Genomic DNA, 22,375 nt, shown 5'->3' on the forward strand with positions numbered 1-22,375 from the left:
AGTGGGCGCAGATGTTACTCGACAAAAATCGGACTGACAAGAGAAATCAAGCACATACCTCGGTTACGACCTTCGCCAGCTGTTCGGCGTAGGCACGCACCCGGGTCTCTTCGTCGCCCTCGACCATCACCCGCACCAGCGGTTCGGTGCCGGACTTGCGCAGCAGCACGCGACCACGGCCAGCCATGCTTTCGGTGACGCGGGCGCAAGCCTCCTTGACCGCCGGATGCTCGATGGGATCGACGTCCTTGCCCTGGTAGCGCACGTTGATCAGCACCTGCGGGAACCTGCGGATACCCTGGCGCGCCTCGGCGAGGGTCTGGCCGCGGCTCTTCAGCGCCATCAGCACCTGCAGCGAGGCGATGATGGCGTCGCCGGTGGTGGTGTGCTGGGCGCAGACCACGTGGCCGGAGTTCTCGCCACCCAACTGCCAGCCGCGATCGAGCATTTCCGCCATCACGTAGCGGTCGCCGACCTTGGCCCGGGTGAAGGGGATCTGCAGGTCGGCCAGGGCCAGTTCCAGGCCCAGGTTGCTCATCAGGGTGCCGACCACGCCGCCCTGCAGGCGGTTGCGCTCCTGCATGTCACGGGCGATCAGGAAGAGGATCTCGTCGCCGTCCACCACCGCGCCGGTATGGTCGACCATCATCACGCGGTCGCCGTCGCCGTCGAAGGCGATGCCCATGTCAGCCTGCTCGGCGATGACCGCCGCCTGCAACGCGGCGACGTGGGTGGAACCGCAGTTGTCGTTGATGTTCAGGCCGTTGGGCTGCGCGCCGATCACCGAAACCTGGGCACCCAGCTCGCGGAACACGCTGGGCGCGACCTTGTAGGTGGCGCCATGGGCGCAGTCGACGACCAGGCGCAGGCCGGAGAAGTCGGTGCTGGTGGGCACGCTGCTCTTGCAGAACTCGATGTAGCGGCCGGCGGCGTCGTTAATCCGCGAGACCTTGCCCAGGCGCGCGGAGTCGACGACCGTCATGGGCGTGTCGATCAGTTCTTCGATCATCAGCTCGACGTCGTCCGGCAGCTTGGTGCCCTGGCCGGAGAAGAACTTGATGCCGTTGTCGTCGTGGGGATTGTGCGAGGCGCTGATGACGATGCCGGCCTCGGCGTGGAAGGTGCGCGTCAGGTAGGCGATGCCGGGGGTCGGCATCGGGCCCAGCAGCATCACGTCGGCGCCGGCGGCCGACAGGCCGGCCTCCAGGGCCGATTCGAACATGTAGCCGGAAATCCGCGTGTCCTTGCCGACCAGCACGCGGCACTTGCCCTGCTGGCGGAAAGCCATACCTACCGCCCAGCCCAGCTTGAGCACGAAGTCCGGCGTGATCGGCGGCGTGCCGACGCGGCCACGGATGCCATCGGTACCGAAATATTTCCTGCTCATGCTGTCATTCCTTCTTCCTTAGCCTGTTCCACCGCATCGATCATGCGGACCACATCCACCGTTTCGGCAACGTCGTGCACGCGAATGATGCGCGCCCCCTTGGCCACGGCCAAGGCCGCCAGCGCCAGGCTGCCATACAGACGGTCACCGACCTCGCGCCCTAGCGCGCGGCCGATCATGCTCTTGCGCGACACTCCGACCAGCAGCGGGCAGCCCAGTTCCAGCAGACGCTCCATGCGCTGGAACAACACCAGGTTATGCGCCTGGGTCTTGGCGAAGCCGAAGCCGGGATCCAGCACCAGGCGCTCGCGCGCGATTCCCGCCGCCTCGCAGACGGCGATGCGCTCGGCGAGGAAGCCATGCACCTCGGCCAGGATGTCGGGGTAGCGCGGGTCGTCCTGCATGCTGCTCGGCTCGCCGCGCATGTGCATCAGGCACACGGCCAGGCCGGTATCCACCGCGGCATCCAGCGCGCCGTCACGCTGCAGCGAACGCACGTCGTTGATCAGCCCGGCGCCCAGGCGCGCGGTCTCGCGCATCACCGCAGGCGTCGAGGTATCGACGGAAATCACCACGTCCAGTTCGCGGGCGATGGCTTCCACCACCGGCGCCACGCGCTCCAGCTCCTCGGTCGGCGACACCAGGCGCGCGCCCGGACGGGTCGACTCGCCGCCCACATCGATCAGGCTGGCGCCAGCCTCGACCATCGCGACGGCGTGGCGCAACGCGACGTCGCGCTGGCTGAAGCGGCCGCCGTCGGAGAAGGAGTCCGGGGTGACGTTGAGGATACCCATGACATGGGTACGCCCTAAATCAAGAACCCGGTTGCCGCAAGGCAACCGGGTCGGGTACAGCTCGAAACTCATCTAGTGCTCTCAGTGCTCGCCGGCGGGCCCACCGATGGGGTTTTCCTTGCGGCCACCCTCGTCGCGGCTGGCTGTCGCCGAGCCGGAGGAACCGGAACCGCCGCCCTGCCAGTCGCGCGGCTCGCGCGGCACACGGCCGGCCATGATGTCGTCGATCTGGTCGGCATCGATGGTTTCGTACTTCATCAGCGCGTCGGCCATCATGTCGAGCTTGTCGCGATTCTCTTCCAGCAGGCGCTTGGCGGTGCCGTAGCAGTCGTCGATGATGCGCCGCACTTCCTGGTCGATCAGCTTGGCGGTCTCGCCGGACACGTTGGCGTGCTGGCTGCCGGCGCTGCGGCCGAGGAACACCTCGCCCTCCTCTTCGGCGTACATCAGCGGACCGAGCTTCTCGGACAGGCCCCACTTGGTGACCATGTTCCGCGCCAGCTGGGTGGCACGCATGATGTCGTTGGAGGCGCCGGTGGTGACGCCTTCGAAGCCGAGGGTCATCTCTTCCGCGATACGGCCGCCGAACAGCGAGCAGATCTGGCTTTCCAAGGCGCGCTTGGACAGGCTGTAGCGATCCTCCTCGGGGAGGAACATGGTCACGCCCAGGGCGCGGCCGCGGGGAATGATGGAAACCTTGTAGACCGGGTCGTGCTCCGGCACCAGGCGGCCGACGATGGCGTGGCCGGCCTCGTGGAAGGCGGTGTTCTTCTTCTCCTTCTCGGACATGACCATGGTCTTGCGCTCGGCGCCCATCATGATCTTGTCCTTGGCCAGCTCGAACTCGCGCATGTCGACGATGCGCTTGTTGGAACGGGCGGCGAACAGCGAGGCCTCGTTGACCAGGTTGGCCAGGTCGGCGCCGGAGAAACCCGGAGTACCGCGGGCGATCACCGCCGCGTCGACGTTGTCGCCCAGCGGGACCTTGCGCATGTGCACCTTGAGGATCTGCTCGCGACCGCGGATGTCCGGCAGGCCGACCACCACCTGGCGGTCGAAGCGGCCCGGGCGCAGCAGCGCCGGGTCGAGCACGTCCGGACGGTTGGTCGCGGCGATGACGATGATGCCGTCGTTCATCTCGAAGCCGTCCATCTCCACCAGCAACTGGTTGAGGGTCTGCTCGCGCTCGTCGTGACCGCCGCCCAGGCCGGCGCCACGATGGCGGCCGACGGCGTCGATCTCGTCGATGAAGATGATGCACGGGGCGTGTTTCTTGGCCTGGTCGAACATGTCGCGCACGCGGGAGGCGCCCACGCCGACGAACATCTCGACGAAGTCGGAACCGGAGATGGTGAAGAACGGCACCTTGGCCTCGCCGGCGATGGCCTTGGCCAGGAGGGTCTTACCGGTACCGGGCGGGCCGACCATCAGCACGCCGCGCGGGATGCGGCCGCCCAGGCGCTGGAACTTGCCCGGATCGCGGAGGAACTCGACCAGCTCACTGACCTCTTCCTTGGCCTCGTCGCAGCCGGCGACGTCAGCGAAGGTGGTCTTGACCTGGTCCTCGGACAGCAGGCGCGCCTTGCTCTTGCCGAAGCTCATCGGGCCGCCGCGGCCACCGCCGCCGCCCTGCATCTGGCGCATGAAGAACATGAACACGGCAATGATCACCAGGATCGGGAAGCTGGCGACCAGCAGTTGCGTCCAGATGCTCTGCTGCTCGGGCTGCTTGCCCTCGATGACCACGTTGTTGTTGACCAGGTCGCCGATCAGGCCGTTGTCCTGGATCGCCGGACGGACGGTCTTGAAGGTGTCCCCGTCCTGGCGCTTGCCAGTGATCACGTAGCCGTCGACGGTAACCCGCTCGACCTTGCCTTCCTTCACCTGTTGGATGAAGTCCGAGTAGTTGAGCGTCTGCGGCTCGCTCGGACTGGAGAAGTTGTTCATCACGGTGACCAGCACCGCCGCGATGATCAACCACAGGATCAGGTTCTTTGCCATGTCGTTCAATTGATTACCCTCTGAAGCCGGCTCCGCCCTGGAAACCGCTTCACACGACGGCCAGACTCCTTCCGGCCAAATTACTACACAACCCCTAGCGACGTAGGAGGCGTCTGTAACCCTTTATGAACCCCGGCGCGAGCCGGGACAAGCCCTACTTGCGTGCAGTGGACGGACAGACGGCCCATTCGTCGCAGTCTAGGCCCCGCGGAAGCCCCGTGCGAGCAGATATTGCTCGCGGGAGCGGTCGCGGGAGGACAGCGGCTTGCGCATCTGCACCTTCTCGAAATTCTCGCGGACCATCTTCAGGTAGGTGTCGAAGCCCTCGCCCTGGAATATCTTGATCAGGAAATCGCCGCCCGGTCGCAACACCCGGGTGCACAGGTCCAGCGCCAGCTCGCAGAGGAACATCGCACGGGGCATGTCCACGGCGGGCAGTCCACTCATATTGGGGGCCATATCGGAAATCACAAGGTCCACCGGATTTTCTCCGATGGCCTCGAGCAGCCGGGCGAAGACCTCGTCCTCGGTGAAGTCGCCCTGGATGAAGGTGACATCCGGGATGCTGTCCATCGGCAGGATGTCCGAGGCGATCAGCGTGCCCTTGTCGCCGATCACCCGGCTGGTGACCTGCGACCAGCCGCCCGGCGCGGCGCCGAGGTCGACCACGGTCATGCCCGGGCGCAGGATGCGATCCTTCTCCTGGATCTCCAGCAGCTTGTAGCTGGCGCGCGAGCGGTAGCCGTCGCGTTGCGCCATCTTCACGTACGGATCGTCGAAGTGTTCTTTCAGCCAGCGATGGCTAGTCTTGGAACGGGCCACTTGTTACCTCGTCTGAGCGGGCACCCGGTAAACCGAAACTCGGGTAGAATATCCGCCTTTTTTCCCAGGGGTCTGATTATGGCGCTCACTCAGGAGCAGAAGAAACAGTTCAAATCTATCGGCCACCACTTGAAGCCTGTATTGACCGTTGCCGAAAACGGTCTTACCGAAGGCGTCATGGCCGAGCTGGAGCGTGCGCTCAACGATCACGAACTGATCAAGGTGCAGTTCCGCATCACTGAGCGCGACGACCGCCGCGCGCTGATCGACGAGCTGTGCCAGAACGGTAGTTGCGAGCTGATCCAGACCATCGGCAAGATGGCCCTGGTCTACCGCCGCAACCCCAAGCCGAACCGCAACCTGTCCAACGTCAGCCGCTACAGCGGCCTGTGACAGCGCAGGCCGGGTGCCCAGGCGCCCGGCCAAGGCTTCCTCCGGCGCTCAGCGCGCCGCGTCCCGCCCCGGTACCGGCTGCAGCACCAGCAGCACGCCGCACAGGGCCAGCACCAGGTAGTTGAACAGCAGCCAGCGCTGGGCATCCGGCGCCAGCTGGTTCACCACCAGGTAGCTCGCCACCATCGCCAGCACCGTCAGCAGCAATTGCCCGCGCATCTCGCGCCAGAGGCTGGGCAAACCCTGCGCGGTCACCAGCACCAATACCTGGAGCAGCGCGCAGAAGCCGGCGAAACCCACCAGCAGCGGCGTCAGGGCATCGGCCACCGACTGCACCAGCAGCGGCGCCAGACCGACCTTCTGCAGCGCCGGCAGGACCACGAAACGCAACAGCCAGAGGCCGCCGACCCAGAAGGTCTGGGCCAGCAACCAACTGGCTGCGGCAGCTTTCAGCGGACGCGACTCAGGCGTGGCGGACTTCAACGATCTCGTACTCGACGTCGCCGCCGGGAGTCCGGACCAGCACCGCATCGCCCTCGGTCTTGCCGATCAGCGCGCGGGCGATCGGCGAGTTGACCGAGATCTTGCCGCCCTTGATGTCGGCCTCGTCGTCGCCGACGATCTGGTAGGTCACGGTCTCGTCGGTCTCGACGTTGGCGATGTCCACGGTGGTGCCGAAGATCACCTTGCCGGTGTGCGGGATGACGGTGACGTCGATGATCTGCGCATTGGACAGCTTGGCCTCGATGTCGCGGATACGCGCCTCGGACATGCCCTGCTGCTCGCGGGCGGCATGGTACTCGGCGTTTTCCTTGAGGTCGCCCAGCTCACGCGCTTCGGCGATGGCCTGGGTGATCTGCGGACGCAGAACGGTCTTCAGGTGCTTCAGTTCTTCTTCCAGGGCGCGAGCGCCCTGGACGGTCATCGGGAATTTACTCATGCGTTGATTCCTGCATGCAGGTCCTGCAGCCGGCGAACGGTCTTCTCGGGACCGAACTTGAGCGCCTCGCAGATCGCCTGCCCCGCCGCGATGGTGGTGGTGCAGTAGATCTTGTGCTGCAGAGCGTTACGACGGATCGAATAGGAATCGGCGATCGACTGGCGGCCTTCGGTGGTGTTGATGATCAGGGTGACTTCGTCGTTCTTGATCATGTCGACCACGTGGGGGCGGCCCTCGGTCACCTTGTTCACGCGACGCACCGGCAGGCCGGCCGCCTCGATCACCTTGGCGGTACCGGCGGTGGCGACCACCTCGAAGCCCAGCGCGACCAGGTCACGGGCGACCTGCACGGCCTGCGGCTTGTCGTCCTCGCGGACGCTGATGAAGGCGCAACCGGCGTTCGGCAGAATCTCGCTGGCGCCCAGCTGGGCCTTGGCGAAAGCCTCGCCGAAGCTGTCGCCCACGCCCATGACCTCGCCGGTGGATTTCATTTCCGGGCCGAGGATGGGGTCGACGCCTGGGAACTTGGCGAACGGGAACACCGCTTCCTTGACGCTATAGTACGGCGGGATCACCTCTTCGGTGAAGCCGACTTCCTCGAGGCTCTTGCCGGCCATGACGCGCGCCGCGACCTTGGCCAGGGATTCACCGATGCACTTGGAGACGAAGGGCACGGTACGCGAGGCGCGCGGGTTCACCTCGATGACGTAGATGTCCTCGCCCTGCACGGCCATCTGTACGTTCATCAGGCCGACGACGCCCAGCTCCAGGGCCATTTTCTTGACCTGTTCGCGGATCTCGTCCTGGATGTGCTTGGGCAGCGAGTACGGCGGCAGCGAGCACGCGGAGTCACCGGAGTGCACGCCGGCCTGCTCGATGTGCTGCATGATGGCGCCGATCACCACGGTCTCGCCGTCGCAGACCGCATCGATGTCCACTTCGATGGCGCAGTTGAGGAAGCGGTCCAGCAGCACCGGGCTGTCGTTGGAGACCTTCACAGCCTCGCGCATGTAGCGCTTGAGCTCTTCTTCCTGGTAGACGATTTCCATCGCCCGGCCGCCCAGTACGTAGGACGGGCGCACCACCATCGGGTAGCCGATGTTCTTCGACAGGCTCAGGGCCTCGTCTTCGCTGCGCGCGGTGGCGTTGGCCGGCTGGCGCAGGTTCAGGCGCTGGACCATCTGCTGGAAGCGCTCGCGGTCCTCGGCGCGGTCGATGGCGTCGGGGCTGGTGCCGATGATCGGCACGCCGGCCTCTTCCAGGGCGCGGCAGAGTTTCAGCGGGGTCTGGCCGCCGTACTGCACGATCACGCCCTTGGGCTGCTCGACGCGGACGATCTCCAGCACGTCTTCCAGAGTCACCGGCTCGAAGTACAGGCGGTCGGAAGTGTCGTAGTCGGTGGAGACGGTCTCCGGGTTGCAGTTGACCATGATGGTCTCGTAGCCGTCTTCGCGCATCGCCAGCGCCGCGTGCACGCAGCAGTAGTCGAACTCGATGCCCTGGCCGATGCGGTTCGGGCCGCCGCCGAGGATCATGATCTTGTCGCGGCCGGACGGGTTGGCCTCGCACTCTTCCTCGTAGGTCGAGTACATGTAGGCGGTGTCGGTGGCGAATTCGGCGGCGCAGGTGTCCACGCGCTTGTACACCGGCACGACCTTCAGCTTGTGGCGGTGGCTGCGCAGGTTCTTCTCGGTCACGCCGAGCAGCTTGGCCAGGCGCGCGTCGGAGAAGCCCTTGCGCTTGAGCTTGCGCATCAGGTCGGCGTCGATGCCGGACAGGCCGAGGGTCTTGACCTTCTCTTCTTCCTTGATCAGGTCCTCGATCTGCACCAGGAACCATTCGTCGATCTTGGTCAGGGCGAAGACTTCTTCGATGCTCTTGCCGGCGCGGAAGGCGTCGGCCACGTACCAGATGCGCTCGGCGCCCGGCACGGTCAGCTCGCGACGCAGGATGCCCTCAGCTTCCGGGTCGGCCAGGTCGAGTTTCGGATCGAAGCCGGCAACGCCCACTTCCAGGCCGCGCAGGGCTTTCTGCACCGACTCCTGGAAGGTACGGCCGATGGCCATGACCTCGCCCACGGACTTCATCTGGGTGGTCAGGCGGGCGTCGGCCTTGGGGAATTTCTCGAAGGCGAAGCGCGGCACCTTGGTCACGACGTAGTCGATGGCCGGCTCGAAGGAGGCCGGGGTGCGGCCGCCGGTGATGTCGTTCTGCAGCTCGTCGAGGGTGTAGCCGACGGCCAGCTTGGCGGCGATCTTGGCGATCGGGAAGCCGGTGGCCTTGGAGGCCAGGGCCGAGGAACGCGACACCCGCGGGTTCATCTCGATCACGACCATGCGCCCGGTGTCCGGGCAGATGCCGAACTGCACGTTGGAACCGCCGGTCTCCACGCCGATCTCGCGCAGCACCGCCAGGGAGGCGTTGCGCATGATCTGGTATTCCTTGTCGGTCAGGGTCTGCGCCGGGGCCACGGTGATGGAGTCACCGGTGTGCACACCCATGGGGTCGAAGTTCTCGATGGAGCAGACGATGATGCAGTTGTCCTTCTTGTCGCGGACAACCTCCATCTCGTATTCCTTCCAGCCGATCAGCGATTCGTCGATCAGCAGTTCGTTGGTCGGCGACAGGTCCAGGCCGCGGGCGCAGATTTCTTCGAACTCTTCGCGGTTGTAGGCGATGCCGCCGCCGGTGCCGCCCATGGTGAAGGACGGACGGATGATGCAGGGGAAGCCGACCTGCTCCAGCACGCCGTAGGCTTCTTCCATGCTGTGGGCGATGCCCGAGCGCGGGCAGGCCAGGCCGATGGCCTTCATGGCCTTGTCGAAGCGCGAGCGGTCCTCGGCCTTGTCGATGGTGTCGGCGTTGGCGCCGATCATCTCAACGCCGAACTTCTCCAGCACGCCATGGCGCTCCAGGTCCAACGCGCAATTCAGCGCGGTCTGGCCGCCCATGGTCGGCAGCAGCGCGTCGGGGCGCTCCTTCTCGATGATCTTGGCCACGGTCTGCCACTTGATCGGCTCGATGTAGGTGGCGTCGGCCATGGCCGGGTCGGTCATGATGGTGGCCGGGTTGGAGTTCACCAGGATGACGCGGAAGCCTTCTTCCTTCAGGGCCTTGCAGGCCTGGGCGCCGGAGTAGTCGAATTCGCAGGCCTGGCCGATGACGATGGGGCCGGCACCGAGGATCAGGATGCTCTTGATGTCTGTACGCTTGGGCATGGGACTCTCGTTGCAATATTCAGGAAAGGGTTGCGCTGGCCAGCTTCAGGCCGAAGCCGACGAACAGGGCGCCGACGCCGCTCGAGGCGCCGGCCGCCAGTCGCTGCCGGCGGCGGAACCAGGCCGCCAGGCGCACACCGGAAAAGATCAGGAAGCTGAGGTAGAGGGCGCTGATGACCTCGAGGATCGTGCCCAGCACCAGGAACGACACGCCGGGGTAGGCATAGCCCGGGTCGACGAACTGGATGAAGAAGGACACGAAGAAGAGGATTGCCTTGGGGTTGGACAGGCTCAGCAGCAGCGCCTTGCGGAACGGCTGGGCGACGTCCACGTCCTTCACCGGGGCAGCCTGTTCCAGCGGCTGGCGCAGCTTCTGCAAGCCGCCGCGGAGCATGCCCAGGCCCAGGTAGAACAGGTAGGCGGCGCCGGCGTACTTCAGGCCGAGGAACAGCACCGGCTCGGCCTTGAGCAGCGAGGCGATGCCCAGGGCCGACAGCAGCATCAGGATGGCGTCGCCCAGGAACACCGCGCTGGCCGCCCGATAGCCGGCGCCGACGCCACGCTGGGCGGCGGTGGCCAGCACGAACAGCGAGTTCGGGCCCGGCAGCAGGACGATGAACAGCGTACCCAGGACGTAGGTCCAGAGGTCGGTGATTCCCAGGGTCGGCATCATCTTCGCTTACCTCTTCGCAGATCTCAGCGACGCTCGGCCATGGCCGAGATGAAACGGTCGAACAGCGGCGCCACGTCGTGCGGGCCGGGGCTGGCTTCCGGGTGGCCCTGGAAGCTGAAGGCCGCCTTGTCGGTGCGCTCCATGCCCTGCAGGGTGCCGTCGAACAGCGACTTGTGAGTGGCGCGCAGGTTGCCCGGCAGGCTCTGGTCGTCGACGGCGAAGCCGTGGTTCTGGCTGGTGATCATCACCACGCCGGTATCCAGGTCCTGCACCGGGTGGTTGGCGCCGTGGTGGCCGTGGCCCATCTTCATGGTCTTGGCGCCCGACGCCAGGGCCAGCAGCTGGTGGCCGAGGCAGATGCCAAACACCGGGATCTCGGTGTCGAGGAACTCGCGGATGGCCTGGATGGCGTAGTCGCACGGCTCGGGGTCGCCGGGGCCGTTGGAGAGGAAGATGCCGTCCGGGTTCAGCGCCAGCACTTCGCCGGCCGGGGTCTGCGCCGGCACCACGGTCAGGCGGCAGCCGCGGGCCACCAGCATGCGCAGGATGTTCAGCTTGACACCGTAGTCGTAGGCGACCACGTGGTAGGGCAGTTCGGCGGCGGGGATTTCCGGGTGGCTGTCGGTTTCCAGGTTCCACACGCTGGAGCGCCACTCGTAGCGCTCGGTGGCGGAAACCACCTTGGCCAGGTCCATGCCTTTCAGGCCCGGGAAGGAACGCGCCAGCTCCAGCGCCTTCTCTTCGGTGGCGTCGTCGCCAGCGAGGATGCAGCCGTTCTGCGAGCCCTTCTCGCGCAGGATGCGCGTCAGGCGGCGGGTGTCGATACCGGCGATGGCGACGGTGCCGTTTTCCTTCAGGTAGTCGGGCAGCGACTGCTTGTTGCGCCAGCTGCTGGCCAGCAGCGGCAGGTCGCGGATGATCAGGCCGGCGGCCCAGACGCGGTTGGCTTCGGCGTCTTCCGGGGTGGTCCCGGTGTTGCCGATGTGCGGATAGGTCAGGGTGACGATCTGTTGGGCATAGGAAGGATCGGTAAGGATTTCCTGGTAGCCGGTCATGGCGGTGTTGAACACCACCTCGCCGACGGTCTGACCATCGGCACCGATGGCTTCACCGCGAAAAATGCTGCCGTCGGCAAGTGCAAGTATGGCTGGCTTAGTCAAGAAGACCTCCCGTGAATCAAGCCTGGCTGGGCGTACGCAGGTTGTAAAAAAGCGGGATGACATCAGAAGAGGTCATCCCGCTTTTTATATGGTTCATGCTGCGCTGCTTTTAGTGGACACACTAAATCTGTAGTTTACAGAAACGCGACATAATGGTCCACCTTTTGCACGACGTGTGGCGCTACCGCTGGGTCATTTTTGCCCCCGTCATGCCGCAGCCAGGCGCTCAACGCAGCCCGAGCACGTCCTGCATGTCGTACAGGCCGCTGCCCTGCCCTTCCAGCCACAGCGCCGCACGCACCGCGCCACGGGCGAAGGTCATACGGCTGGAGGCCTTGTGGGTGATCTCCACGCGCTCGCCCTCGGCGGCGAACAGCACGGTGTGATCGCCCACCACGTCGCCGGCGCGCACGGTGGCGAAGCCGATGGTCTCGCGCTCGCGGGCGCCGGTCTGGCCTTCGCGACCGTAGACCGCCACTTTCTCCAGATCACGCCCCAGGGCATTGGCCACCACTTCGCCCATGCGCAAGGCGGTGCCGGACGGCGCGTCGACCTTGTGCCGGTGGTGGGCCTCGATGATCTCGATGTCCACTTCGTCGCCCAGCACGCGGGCGGCGGTGTCCAGCAGCTTCAGGCAGAGGTTGACGCCGACGCTGTAGTTGGCGGCGAAGACGATCGGGATGTCCTTGGCGGCCTCGGCCAGCAGGGCCTTCTCCTCCACGGAGAAACCGGTGGTGCCGATGACCATGGCCTTGCCGGCCTTGCGGCAGACTTCCAGGTTCTTCAGCGTCACGGTGGGATGGGTGAAGTCGATCAGCACGTCGAACTCGTCGACCACCTTGGCCAGGTCGCCCGACAGCGGCACGCCGATGCGGCCCAAGCCGGCCAATTCACCGGCGTCGGCGCCCACCAGGGTGCTGTCGGGACGGTCGATGGCGGCGGTGAGGCCGGCGCTGCCGTTGGTCTGCTGCACCGCCTCGATCAGGTTCTTGCCCATGCGCCCGGCGGCGCCCATTACGGCTATACGTCGCATAACAGAAAGCTCCAAGCTGGAAGCCAGAAGCCGGAAGCCCGAGCCGGCCCGCTTCAAGCCTCCAGCTTCGAGCTTCCAGCCCATCACTTATAAATCGTCGAAGAAGCGCTTCATGCCTTCGAACCAGCCACTGGCGCGGGGTGAGTGGGAGGTGTCGCCCTGCAGGCTGCTGCGGAACTCCTCGAGCAGTTCGCGCTGGCGCTTGTCCAGGTTCACCGGCGTCTCGACCACCACGCGGCACATCAGGTCGCCGGCGCCACCGCCGCGCACCGGGGCCACGCCCTTGCCGCGCAGGCGGAACAGCTTGCCGGTCTGGGTGCCCTCCGGAATCTTCAGCTTCACCCGGCCATCCAGGGTCGGCACTTCCAGCTCACCGCCCAGGGCGGCGTCGGCGAAGCTGATCGGCACTTCGCAGTACAGGTGCTTGCCGTCGCGCTGGAAGATGTCGTGCTCGCGCACGTTGACCACCACGTAGAGGTCGCCCGCCGGGCCGCCATGGGCCCCGGCCTCGCCCTCGCCGGTGAGGCGGATGCGGTCGCCGGTGTCGACGCCGGCCGGCACCTTGACCGACAGCGTCTTCTGCTCTTCCACGCGGCCTTGGCCATGGCAGGTGCCGCAGGGGTCGCTGATCATCTTGCCGCTGCCATGGCAACGCGGGCAGGTCTGCTGCACCGAGAAGAAGCCCTGCTGCATGCGCACCTGGCCGATGCCGCCGCAGGTGGTGCAGGTGACCGGCGAGGTGCCGGGCTTGGCGCCGCTGCCGCTGCAGGTCTTGCAGCCGACCAGGGTCGGCACGCGGATGGTCACGGTGGTTCCGCGGACCGCGTCTTCCAGGTCCAGGTCGAGGGTGTAGCGCAGATCGGCGCCGCGCTGCGGGCCGCCGCGGCCGCCACGACCACCGCTGCCACCACCGAAGAAGTCGCTGAAGACGTCGCCGAAGATGTCCGAGAAGCTCGCGCCGCCGAAGCCGGCACCGCCGCCGCCCATCTGCGGGTCGACGCCGGCGTGGCCGTACTGGTCGTAGGCCGCGCGCTTGCTGGCGTCGGACAGGATCTCGTACGCCTCGTTGGCCTCCTTGAATTTATCCTCGGCTTCCTTGTCGCCGGGATTGCGGTCCGGGTGGTACTTCATGGCCAGCCGGCGGTAGGCCTTCTTCAGGTCCGACTCGCTGGCGCCACGCTCGACACCCAGTACCTCGTAGAAATCACGTTTGGCCATAAATTCTTTGCACCTTGAAAACCTCTCCCCCAGACACGCCGACGCGGGAGCAAGCCCCCGCGTGACGTTTCATGCGCACCGACACGCTGGTCGGTGCGCCGGAGCGCAAGCTTGCACGAGGCTTACTTGTTCTCCTTGACCTCTTCGAACTCGGCGTCGACCACGTCGTCGCCGGCCTTGTGGTCAGCATCGCCGGACTGGGCTTCGGCGCCCGGCTGCGGTTGCTCGGCGTACATCTTCTGCGCCAGCGGAGTGGACGCCTGGGACAGCGCGTTCATCTTCGCTTCGATCTCGGCCTTGTCGTCGCCCTTCACGGCGGCTTCCAGGTCGGCCAGCGCCTTCTCGATGGCAGCCTTCTCCTCGGCGGTGGCCTTGTCGCCAGCCTCGGTGACCATCTTGCGGGTCGCGTGGACCAGCGCATCGCCCTGGTTGCGGGCGGCGGCCAGCTCCTCGAACTTGCGGTCTTCCTCGGCGTTGGCCTCGGCGTCACGCACCATTTGCTGGATCTCGTCCTCGGACAGGCCCGAAGAGGCCTTGATCACGATGGACTGCTGCTTGCCGGTGGCCTTGTCCTTCGCACCGACGTGCAGGATGCCGTTGGCGTCGATGTCGAAGGTCACTTCGATCTGCGGCACGCCGCGCGGCGCCGGCGGGATGTCGGCCAGGTCGAACTTGCCCAGCGACTTGTTCTGCGCGGCCTGCTTGCGCTCGCCCTGCAGCACGTGGATGGTCACGGCGCCCTGGTTGTCGTCGGCGGTGGAGAACACCTGCGACTTCTTGGTCGGGATGGTGGTGTTCTTGTCGATCAGCGCGGTCATCACGCCACCCAGGGTCTCGATGCCCAGGGTCAGCGGGGTGACGTCGAGCAGCAGCACGTCCTTGACGTCGCCGGCCAGCACGGCGCCCTGGATGGCAGCACCCATGGCCACGGCTTCGTCCGGGTTGACGTCCTTGCGCGCTTCCTTGCCGAAGAACTCGGCGACGGTCTTCTGCACCAGCGGCATACGGGTCTGGCCGCCGACGAGGATCACTTCGTCGATCTTCGATACGTCCAGGCCGGCGTCCTTCAGGGCCACGCGGCAGGGCTCGATGGTACGGGTCACCAGGTCTTCCACCAGGGACTCCAGCTTGGCGCGGGACACCTTGACGTTCAGGTGTTTCGGGCCGCTGGCGTCGGCGGTGATGTACGGCAGGTTGACGTCGGTCTGCTGGGTCGAGGACAGCTCGATCTTGGCCTTCTCGGCAGCCTCTTTCAGGCGCTGCATGGCCAGCGGGTCGCCCTTGAGGTCCATGCCGGTTTCTTTCTTGAACTCGTCGACGAGGTAGTCGATCAGGCGCAGGTCGAAGTCTTCGCCACCAAGGAAGGTGTCGCCGTTGGTGGCCAGCACTTCGAACTGGTGCTCGCCGTCGACTTCGGCGATCTCGATCACCGAGACGTCGAAGGTACCGCCGCCCAGGTCGTAGACGATGATGGTGTGGTCGCCCTTGGCCTTGTCCAGGCCGTAGGCCAGCGCAGCCGCGGTCGGCTCGTTGATGATGCGCTTGACGTCCAGGCCGGCGATGCGGCCGGCGTCCTTGGTGGCCTGGCGCTGGCTGTCGTTGAAGTAGGCCGGCACGGTGATGACCGCTTCGGTGACCGGCTCGCCCAGGTAGTCCTCGGCGGTCTTCTTCATCTTCTTCAGGACTTCGGCGGAAACCTGCGGCGGGGCCATCTTCTGGCCCTTGGCTTCGACCCAGGCGTCGCCGTTGTCAGCCTTGACGATGCTGTACGGCACCATCTTGATGTCTTTCTGCACGACGTCTTCTTCGAAGCGACGGCCGATCAGGCGCTTCACCGCGTACAGGGTGTTCTTCGGGTTGGTGACCGCCTGGCGCTTGGCCGGCTGGCCGACCAGGATCTCGCCATCGTTGGCGTAGCCGATGATCGACGGGGTGGTGCGAGCGCCTTCGGCGTTCTCGATCACCTTGACGCTGCCGTTTTCCAGGATGGAGACGCAGGAGTTGGTGGTCCCCAGGTCGATACCAATGATTTTGCCCATATTCACTCTCCAGAAATTAGATTCCGTGCTGATCCCGCTGCGGACCTTGTGCTCGGTTGATTACCCAGATGGGGACCGGGTGGCGGATTTCAAGCCTTCTCGTCGATCGAAGGCGGGGTTTGCTCGGGTGCCTTGCTGACCACGACCATGGCCGGGCGCAGCAGGCGACCGTTGAGCAGGTAGCCCTTCTGGAACACCTTGACCACGCTGCCGGGCTCCAGGTGCACGCTCTCCTCCATCGCCATCGCCTGATGGTGCTCGGGGTTGAACGGCTCGCCGTGGGGGTCGACCGGCTCCAGGTTGTAGCGCTTGAGGGTGTCGTGGAACATCTTGAGGGTCAGCTCGATGCCTTCGCGCATCGGCTTGATCGCCTCGTCGTCCGGGCTGGACATCTCCAGCGCGCGCTCCAGGGTGTCGACCACCGGCAGCAGGTCGCCGGAGAACTTCTCCAGGGCGAACTTGTGCGCCTTCTCGATATCCTGCTCGGCGCGGCGACGCACGTTCTGCAGCTCGGCGGCGACGCGCAGGCTCTGGTCCTTGGCCGCGGCCAGCTGTTCCTCGAGGTCCAGCACGCGGGCGTTCAGGTCGTCGCCGGCAACCTGTTCCGGCTGCTCGTTCAGGTGCGAATCCTGAGTCTGTTGCTCGTCAGACATGCCACTCTCCTAAAAAAGAAAAAGCCTTTGAAAACAAAGCGAACCCAATGGCTCGCGGCTCTGCCGGCTATATGGGGGCCATTTGCGCCGGTTCAAGGGGCGGGCGGTGAATTGCCAGCGACAAAAAATACTGTATAAATAAACAGACCTTTTCACCGGAGCCGCCCTCCATGCTGGTTCACCTCTCCGTGCACAACTACGCCATCGTCGAGCACCTCGATCTCGAGCTCGCCGCCGGCATGACCGTGATCACCGGCGAGACCGGCGCCGGCAAGTCGATCATGCTCGACGCCCTCGGCCTGGCCCTGGGCGACCGCGCCGACAGCGGCGTGGTGCGCCCCGGCGCGGACAAGGCCGACATCCTCGCCAGCTTCGACGTCGGCGCCATCGCCGAAGCCCGCGACTGGCTGGCCGAGCGCGACCTGGAACAGGACGGCCCGTGCATCCTGCGCCGGGTGATCACCGCCGAGGGCCGCTCGCGTGGCTACATCAACGGCACGCCCTGCACCCTGGGCGACCTCAAGGCCCTGGGCGAACTGCTGATCGATATCCACAGCCAGCACGAGCACCAGTCGCTGCTCAAGGCCGACACCCACCGCCGCCTGCTCGACGAATACGCCGGCAGCCAGGACCTGGCGCGCCAGGTGCAACTGGCCGCGCAGCGCTGGAAGCAGACGCGCCACGAATTCGACCGCCTGTCGCGCAGCAGCGACGAACAGCGCGCCCGCCACCAGTTGCTCAGCTACCAGTTGGACGAACTGGAGAACCTGGCCCTGGGCGAGAACGAACTGGAGGCGCTGGAGGCCGAGCACAAGACCCTGAGCAACGCCGGTGCCCTGCTCGGCGCCTGCCGCCAGGTGGTGGACATGTGCAGCGAAAGCGACGCCGGCAACGTGCTGTCGGTGCTGACCGCCAGCCTCAACCGCCTGACCGCCTTCCAGAGCCAGCCCGCGGCGCTGGCCGAGGCGGTCAACCTGCTATCCAGCGCGCAAATCCAGGTAGAGGAAGCGGTGGGCGAGCTGAACCGCTTCGTCGACAACTTCGATGCCGACCCCAGCCGCCTGCAGCTACTGGAAGAACGCATGGACGCCATCTACAGCCTGGCCCGCAAGCACCGTGTGCAGCCCCATGATCTTCAAGCCCTGCAACAGCGCCTGCTGGAGGAACTGGAAGCGCTGAACGCCGACGACGAAGCCGCGGAACGCCTGGGCGAAGAACTGGCCGCCTACGAGCGCCATTACCAGGAAAAAGCCGCGGAACTCAGCGCCCTGCGCCGCCAGGCCGCCCCGCAGCTGGCGGCCCTGGTGGAGACGGAAATGCAGCGCCTGGGCATGCCCGGCGGGCGCTTCGCCATCGAACTGAACGACGCCCCCGCCGACGAGCCCCAGGCCAACGGCCTGGAACAGCTGGAATTCCTGGTCAGCGCCAACCCCGGGCAACCGCTGAAAGGCCTGGCGCGGGTCGCCTCCGGCGGCGAACTGTCGCGCATCAGCCTGGCCATCCAGGTGATCACCGCGCAGACCTCGCGCACGCCCACCCTGGTCTTCGACGAAGTGGACGTCGGCATCGGCGGCCCCACCGCGGAAGTGGTCGGCCAACTGCTGCGCCGCCTCGGCGAAGGCGGCCAGGTGCTGACCGTCACCCACCTGCCGCAGGTCGCGGCCCAGGGCCACCAGCACCTGTTCGTGCACAAGGAGCGCGGCAGCAGCGAAACCCGCACCGCGGTAGCCAACCTGAAGAAGGCCGAACGCATAGAAGAGATCGCCCGCATGCTCGGCGGCGTGGACATGACCAAGGAATCCCTGGCCCACGCCCGCAAGATGGTGGACCGGGCGCTGCAGGGCTGAACGATCGCGAACAAAGCCCTACGAACACGGCGGCTTCTCGTAGGAGCGAGCTTGCTCGCGAATGAGCCCCGCAGCGGAGTCTGTTCGCGAGCAAGCTCGCTCCTACGAAGAGCAGCTCGGCGGCCAACTGTAGGAGCAGGCCCTGCCTGCGATTCGCGCGCAGGGCGCGCTCCTACAAGGGCACGGCGTATGGGCAACCTGTAGGATCTCATCCGCGAATCGCGCCAGATTGTCCGCACCTACACCCCAGGCAAACACAAGGCCCGCAGGATGGCGTTGAGCGAAGCGATACCCATCACCACCACCGCATGGGTTTCGCAAGCTCAACCCATCCTACGAAAAGCGATTCGGCGCAGTAGGCAAGACAGTTGCTCCTACGCGCCAATCTCACCTGAAATCCCCCCTAAAAATGAAAACGGCGGCCCCAAGGCCGCCGTTTTCCGTTCGTTGCAAGGCTTATTTCTTCTTGCGCACGTACAGGACCAGGTTGTGGTCCACCAGCTCGAAGCCGCGTTCCTTGACGATTTCCTTCTGGCGCTTCTCGATCTCGCTGTCCATGAACTCGATGACCTCGCCGGTATCCACGCAGACCATGTGGTCGTGGTGGCCGCTGTCGGCCAGCTCGAACACGGCATGGCCGCCGTCGAAGTTGTGGCGCACCACCAGGCCGGCTGCCTCGAATTGGGTCAACACGCGGTACACGGTGGCCAGGCCGACATCCTCGCCGGCTTCCATCAGCGCCTTGTAGACGTCCTCGGCGCTCATGTGGCGTTGCTCGGCGGAATCGAGCATCTGCAGGATCTTGACGCGCGGCAGGGTGACTTTAAGGCCGGCCTTGCGCAGTTCGCTATTTTCAACCATGTGTGCTTTCTCGGCGCGGAATGCTTCGCAGCATCCTTCAATGCGGGTATGATCGGGGTTTCGTCGCCCAGCCAAGATAGTGGAAGTCACCCCCTGATGCAAAACACCAAGCTCATGCTGACCAGTCTCGCATTCGCAATGGGACTAGCCGCACTCGCCGGTTGTTCGTTCCCGGGGGTCTACAAGATCGACATCCAGCAAGGCAACGTCGTAACACAAGACATGATAGACCAACTGAAGCCGGGAATGACCCGTCGGCAGGTACGTTTCATCATGGGCAACCCGCTGATCGTGGATACCTTCCACGCTGACCGCTGGGACTACCTGTACAGCATCCAGCCCGGCGGCGGCCAGCGCCAGCAGGAGCGCGTCAGCCTGATGTTCAACGGCAACGACCAGTTGATCGGCCTGAACGGCGACTTCCGCCCGGGCGTCAGCCGCGACGAGGCCATCCTCGGCAAGGAATCCACTCCCGCCTCGCCGCAGCAACCGCAGCAGCAGAAGCCGGAACAGCCCAAGGAAGAACCGGCCAAGCCGGGCTCGGTGGAAGAACAGCTGCAGCGCGAAGTCGACGAGGCCAAGCCGGTCGCCGTGCCCACGCCGGAGCCGCTGGAAACCAACCCGCAGTAACAGGCGCATTTATGAAAAAGCCCGGCATCGACCGGGCTTTTTCATGTCCGCGTGTTTCGCTCAGTTCTTGCCCGCCTTGGCGCGGGCGGCGCGCTGCTTGCGCACTTCCTTGGGGTCGGCGATCAGCGGCCGGTAGATTTCCACCCGCTCGCCCTCTTCCAGCACCCGGCCGTCCGGGTCGGCGACCGCCTTGCCGAAGATGCCCAGCGGGCTGTTGAGCACGTCCAGTTCGGGAAACTGCGCGGCGATGCCGGACAATCTCACTGCCTCGCGCACCCGCGTGCCGTAGGGCACGCTCAGGCGCAGCAGGCGCTGGCGCTCGGGCAGCGCGCAGACCACCTCGATGGCGATGCTGCGTTCATCAGCCATACAGCTGCTTGGCGCGCTGGCAGAAGGCGTCGACCATGGTGTTGGCCGCCTGGGTGAACAACGGCCCGAGGGTCGCCTTGACCAGGGCGCCGGCGTAATCGAAGGTCAGGTCCAGGGTGATCTTGCAGGCCTTGTCGCCCAGGGCCTTGAAGGTCCACACGCCGTGCAGCTCGGAGAACGGGCCGTCCTCGAGGTTCATCTCGATGCTCTGCCCGGGTACCAGCACGTTGCGCGTGCTGAAGCGCTGCGACAGGTTGCCCTTGGCCACACAGAGCTCGGCGCGCATCGCCGTTTCGCTTTCCTCCAGCACCTTGCTCGCCGAGCACCAGGGCAGGAACTCCGGGTAGCGCGCCACATCGTTGACCAGGTCGTACAGCGCCTTCGCGGGATAGGGCAGCAGGGCCGAACGCTGGATATGCGTGCTCATAGGGGTCTCGCTTCTTCAGTGGCGGACGCCGGCGAATCGGCGTCCATCGGTACGAAAAACAGCGCGCATTCTCCGAGATTAGCCACCTACCCTCAAGCGCGCATCCCGCCGCACCCGGAATTGGCCGACCCCGATGGCGGTGCGACGAGCGACTCCCTATAATGCGCGGCCTATGGCTAAACAGAAGAAACACCCCCAGGGGACCATCGCGCAGAACAAGAAGGCTCTGCACGACTACTTCATCGAGCAACGCTTCGAGGCGGGCATCGCCCTGGCCGGCTGGGAGGTCAAGAGCCTGCGCGCCGGCAAGGCCCAGCTGGTCGACAGCTACGTCCTGCTCAAGGACGGCGAGGCCTGGCTGCTGGGCAGCCACATCACCCCGCTGACCACCGCCAGCACCCACGTGATCGCCGACCCGGTGCGCACGCGCAAGCTGCTGCTGCACAAGCGCGAGCTGGGCAAGCTGTTCGGTGCGGTGCAGCAGAAGGGCTACGCCTGCGTGGCGCTGTCGATGTACTGGAAGAAGCACCTGATCAAGTGCGAGATCGCGCTGGCCAAGGGCAAGAAGGAATACGACAAGCGCGACACCGAGAAGGAACGCGATTCCAATCGCGAGATCCAGCGCGCCATGCGGCACGGCAAGGACGACTGACGCCAGCCCCCGCCTGCCGCTGTTCGTAGGATGGGTGGAGCGAAGCGATACCCATCGCCGTGACAGCATGGGTATCGCCAAGGCTCAGCTGACACCAGCCCCTGCTTTTCGTAGGAGCGAGCTTGCTCGCGAACAGGGCAGGCACGGCGCCAGGCCTTGTTCGCGAGCAAGCTCGCTCCTACAGGTTCCTGCCGTTAAACCCCCAGCCTGCGCTGCGCCCGCTCCAGGCGCCGCACTTCGTCCTGCGCCTCCTCCAGCACCTCCCGCACATAGGCAATGTGCCGGTGGGAAATCTCCCGCGCCTCTTCCGCCCGGCCCTGCATGATCGCCTCGTACAGCTCGCGGTGCTGACTCATCAGCTGCTCGCGGGTTTCCGCGCGCTGGGCGTACATGCCGCCGATGTTGGTCACCACGTTGTGCTTGAGCAGGTCGAACAGGCCGCGGATGGTGTGCAGCAGCACGGTGTTGTGGCTGGCCTCGGCGATGGCCAGGTGGAAGCTGGCATCGGCCGTCCCCTCCTCGTCGCTGACCTTGTCGTAGTGCTGGTAGCAGGCCTGCAGCGTCTCGAAGGCGCTGGTCAGGCGCTGGTGGTCCACCTCGGTGGCGCGCAGCGCGGCATAGTAGGCGCAGGAGCCTTCCAGGGTGTGGCGGAACTCCAGCAGGTCGCGCTGCGCCTCGGGGTTGCTCTCCAGCAGGTGCAGCAATGGGTCGCTGAAGGTCGAGCCCAGGGACTGCGCGACATAATTGCCGCCGCCCTGGCGGCTGACCAGCAGCCCCTTGGCCACCAGCTTCTGGATCGCCTCGCGCAGCGATGGCCGCGACACGCCGAACTGCTCCGCCAGCACGCGCTCGGCCGGTAGGCGTTCGCCCGCCTTGAGCGTGCCCTCGAGGATCATCGCCTCGAGGCGCTCGACGATATCGTCCGACAAGCGGCGCTGCCGTACCTGATTGAAAGCCATCTTTTCCCCACCTCTCGGCCCGCCTGGCGGAAGGCCCCGTTTCGCAGGGGCGGCAGCCTAACCAGCGGCGCCAACCACAACAAGCCCGGCGATCGCCTGGATCGCCCGGCCCGACAAAAGTTGTAGCGCCGCAAATTGACAGCCTACAGGGATGCTTTTACTCTGGGCGCTCGCTTTTGTAAATTGGTATTACCAATTTTCGAGAGATACGCCGAGACGGTCGTCAGCCTGCCGCCAACCCTTCCCGGGGCGGCGCAAAACCCACGACGCGGCGCAAGACTAGACTCCAATCAAAAAAC

The 22,375-nt window shown here is 65.6% G+C and carries 21 protein-coding genes; 4 read left to right on the forward strand and 17 right to left on the reverse strand.

Going from position 1 to position 22,375, the window contains the following annotated elements; all coding sequences use genetic code 11:
- Positions 1-46: 46 nt before the first annotated feature.
- The 4 genes from glmM to rlmE form a co-directional block, all read right to left on the reverse strand.
- On the reverse strand, positions 47-1,387 hold the full coding sequence (glmM, locus tag ACTWJ5_RS27590; RefSeq protein WP_074981333.1) for a phosphoglucosamine mutase: 1,341 nt from the start codon (positions 1,385-1,387) through the stop codon (positions 47-49).
- Positions 1,384-2,253 carry a dihydropteroate synthase gene (folP, locus tag ACTWJ5_RS27595; protein WP_074981330.1) on the reverse strand — a complete coding sequence of 290 codons (870 nt, stop codon included), beginning with the start codon at positions 2,251-2,253 and terminating at the stop codon, positions 1,384-1,386. The genes glmM and folP overlap by 4 nt, the downstream gene beginning before the upstream one ends.
- 9 nt (positions 2,254-2,262) lie before the next feature.
- Positions 2,263-4,182, reverse strand: a complete 1,920-nt coding sequence (gene ftsH / locus ACTWJ5_RS27600) for an ATP-dependent zinc metalloprotease FtsH (RefSeq protein WP_074981328.1) — start codon at positions 4,180-4,182, stop codon at positions 2,263-2,265.
- A gap of 198 nt (positions 4,183-4,380) precedes the next feature.
- Positions 4,381-5,004: a 23S rRNA (uridine(2552)-2'-O)-methyltransferase RlmE gene (gene rlmE / locus ACTWJ5_RS27605; protein ID WP_249918749.1), complete on the reverse strand. Its 624-nt coding sequence runs from the start codon at positions 5,002-5,004 to the stop codon at positions 4,381-4,383.
- A 78-nt stretch (positions 5,005-5,082) separates the two neighbouring features.
- Here rlmE and ACTWJ5_RS27610 point away from each other — a divergent pair, with 78 nt between their 5' ends.
- Positions 5,083-5,397 (forward strand): YhbY family RNA-binding protein, encoded by a 315-nt coding sequence (locus tag ACTWJ5_RS27610; protein ID WP_444436933.1) that lies wholly within the window; start codon positions 5,083-5,085, stop codon positions 5,395-5,397.
- 48 nt (positions 5,398-5,445) lie between these two features.
- Here ACTWJ5_RS27610 and ACTWJ5_RS27615 read toward each other — a convergent pair whose 3' ends face one another.
- From ACTWJ5_RS27615 to grpE, 9 genes are all read right to left on the reverse strand, one after another.
- A complete protein-coding gene (locus tag ACTWJ5_RS27615) occupies positions 5,446-5,850 on the reverse strand; it encodes a DUF4149 domain-containing protein (RefSeq protein WP_444439669.1) in 405 nt (134 codons plus the stop codon).
- A gap of 10 nt (positions 5,851-5,860) precedes the next feature.
- Entirely contained in the window at positions 5,861-6,337 is a 477-nt protein-coding gene (gene greA / locus ACTWJ5_RS27620; protein WP_074981323.1) for a transcription elongation factor GreA, read from the reverse strand.
- Positions 6,334-9,555, reverse strand: coding sequence for a carbamoyl-phosphate synthase large subunit (gene carB, locus ACTWJ5_RS27625; protein ID WP_074981321.1), 3,222 nt, complete (start codon positions 9,553-9,555; stop codon positions 6,334-6,336). The genes greA and carB overlap by 4 nt, the downstream gene beginning before the upstream one ends.
- Positions 9,556-9,574: 19 nt before the next feature.
- Positions 9,575-10,225: a leucine efflux protein LeuE gene (leuE, locus tag ACTWJ5_RS27630; RefSeq protein ID WP_444439671.1), complete on the reverse strand. Its 651-nt coding sequence runs from the start codon at positions 10,223-10,225 to the stop codon at positions 9,575-9,577.
- A 26-nt stretch (positions 10,226-10,251) separates the two neighbouring features.
- Positions 10,252-11,388 (reverse strand): glutamine-hydrolyzing carbamoyl-phosphate synthase small subunit, encoded by a 1,137-nt coding sequence (carA, locus tag ACTWJ5_RS27635; RefSeq protein WP_444436934.1) that lies wholly within the window; start codon positions 11,386-11,388, stop codon positions 10,252-10,254.
- A gap of 226 nt (positions 11,389-11,614) precedes the next feature.
- A complete protein-coding gene (gene dapB, locus ACTWJ5_RS27640; protein WP_009613065.1) occupies positions 11,615-12,421 on the reverse strand; it encodes a 4-hydroxy-tetrahydrodipicolinate reductase in 807 nt (268 codons plus the stop codon).
- A gap of 87 nt (positions 12,422-12,508) precedes the next feature.
- Positions 12,509-13,639 carry a molecular chaperone DnaJ gene (dnaJ, locus tag ACTWJ5_RS27645; protein ID WP_444436935.1) on the reverse strand — a complete coding sequence of 377 codons (1,131 nt, stop codon included), beginning with the start codon at positions 13,637-13,639 and terminating at the stop codon, positions 12,509-12,511.
- Positions 13,640-13,761: 122 nt separating this feature from the next.
- Complete coding sequence (gene dnaK / locus ACTWJ5_RS27650) at positions 13,762-15,678, reverse strand: molecular chaperone DnaK (protein ID WP_074981313.1); 1,917 nt, start codon at positions 15,676-15,678, stop codon at positions 13,762-13,764.
- A gap of 89 nt (positions 15,679-15,767) precedes the next feature.
- A complete protein-coding gene (grpE, locus tag ACTWJ5_RS27655) occupies positions 15,768-16,331 on the reverse strand; it encodes a nucleotide exchange factor GrpE (RefSeq protein WP_009613068.1) in 564 nt (187 codons plus the stop codon).
- A 170-nt stretch (positions 16,332-16,501) separates the two neighbouring features.
- On the opposite strand from grpE, the gene recN reads away from it, so the two are divergent.
- A complete protein-coding gene (recN, locus tag ACTWJ5_RS27660) occupies positions 16,502-18,178 on the forward strand; it encodes a DNA repair protein RecN (RefSeq protein WP_444436937.1) in 1,677 nt (558 codons plus the stop codon).
- 456 nt (positions 18,179-18,634) lie between these two features.
- On the opposite strand, the gene fur is transcribed toward recN, so the two are convergent.
- A complete protein-coding gene (fur, locus tag ACTWJ5_RS27665; protein WP_009613072.1) occupies positions 18,635-19,039 on the reverse strand; it encodes a ferric iron uptake transcriptional regulator in 405 nt (134 codons plus the stop codon).
- Between the two features lie 96 nt (positions 19,040-19,135).
- Here fur and ACTWJ5_RS27670 point away from each other — a divergent pair, with 96 nt between their 5' ends.
- The gene (locus ACTWJ5_RS27670) at positions 19,136-19,669 is read left to right on the forward strand and encodes an outer membrane protein assembly factor BamE (RefSeq protein ID WP_444436939.1); all 534 of its coding nucleotides are present in this window, start codon (positions 19,136-19,138) and stop codon (positions 19,667-19,669) included.
- A gap of 60 nt (positions 19,670-19,729) precedes the next feature.
- On the opposite strand, the gene ACTWJ5_RS27675 is transcribed toward ACTWJ5_RS27670, so the two are convergent.
- Both ACTWJ5_RS27675 and ACTWJ5_RS27680 read right to left on the reverse strand, forming a co-directional pair.
- Positions 19,730-20,038, reverse strand: coding sequence for an RnfH family protein (locus ACTWJ5_RS27675; RefSeq protein ID WP_301501314.1), 309 nt, complete (start codon positions 20,036-20,038; stop codon positions 19,730-19,732).
- Positions 20,031-20,465, reverse strand: a complete 435-nt coding sequence (locus ACTWJ5_RS27680) for a type II toxin-antitoxin system RatA family toxin (RefSeq protein ID WP_116425876.1) — start codon at positions 20,463-20,465, stop codon at positions 20,031-20,033. The genes ACTWJ5_RS27675 and ACTWJ5_RS27680 overlap by 8 nt, the downstream gene beginning before the upstream one ends.
- A gap of 172 nt (positions 20,466-20,637) precedes the next feature.
- Here ACTWJ5_RS27680 and smpB point away from each other — a divergent pair, with 172 nt between their 5' ends.
- A complete protein-coding gene (gene smpB, locus ACTWJ5_RS27685) occupies positions 20,638-21,117 on the forward strand; it encodes an SsrA-binding protein SmpB (RefSeq protein WP_043268990.1) in 480 nt (159 codons plus the stop codon).
- A gap of 194 nt (positions 21,118-21,311) precedes the next feature.
- On the opposite strand, the gene ACTWJ5_RS27690 is transcribed toward smpB, so the two are convergent.
- On the reverse strand, positions 21,312-22,076 hold the full coding sequence (locus ACTWJ5_RS27690) for an FCD domain-containing protein (RefSeq protein WP_074981305.1): 765 nt from the start codon (positions 22,074-22,076) through the stop codon (positions 21,312-21,314).
- Between the last annotated feature and the right edge of the window lie 299 nt (positions 22,077-22,375).

The sequence above is a fragment of the Pseudomonas sp. A6 genome (assembly GCF_052367875.1).
Taxonomy (GTDB): Bacteria; Pseudomonadota; Gammaproteobacteria; order Pseudomonadales; family Pseudomonadaceae; genus Pseudomonas; species Pseudomonas citronellolis.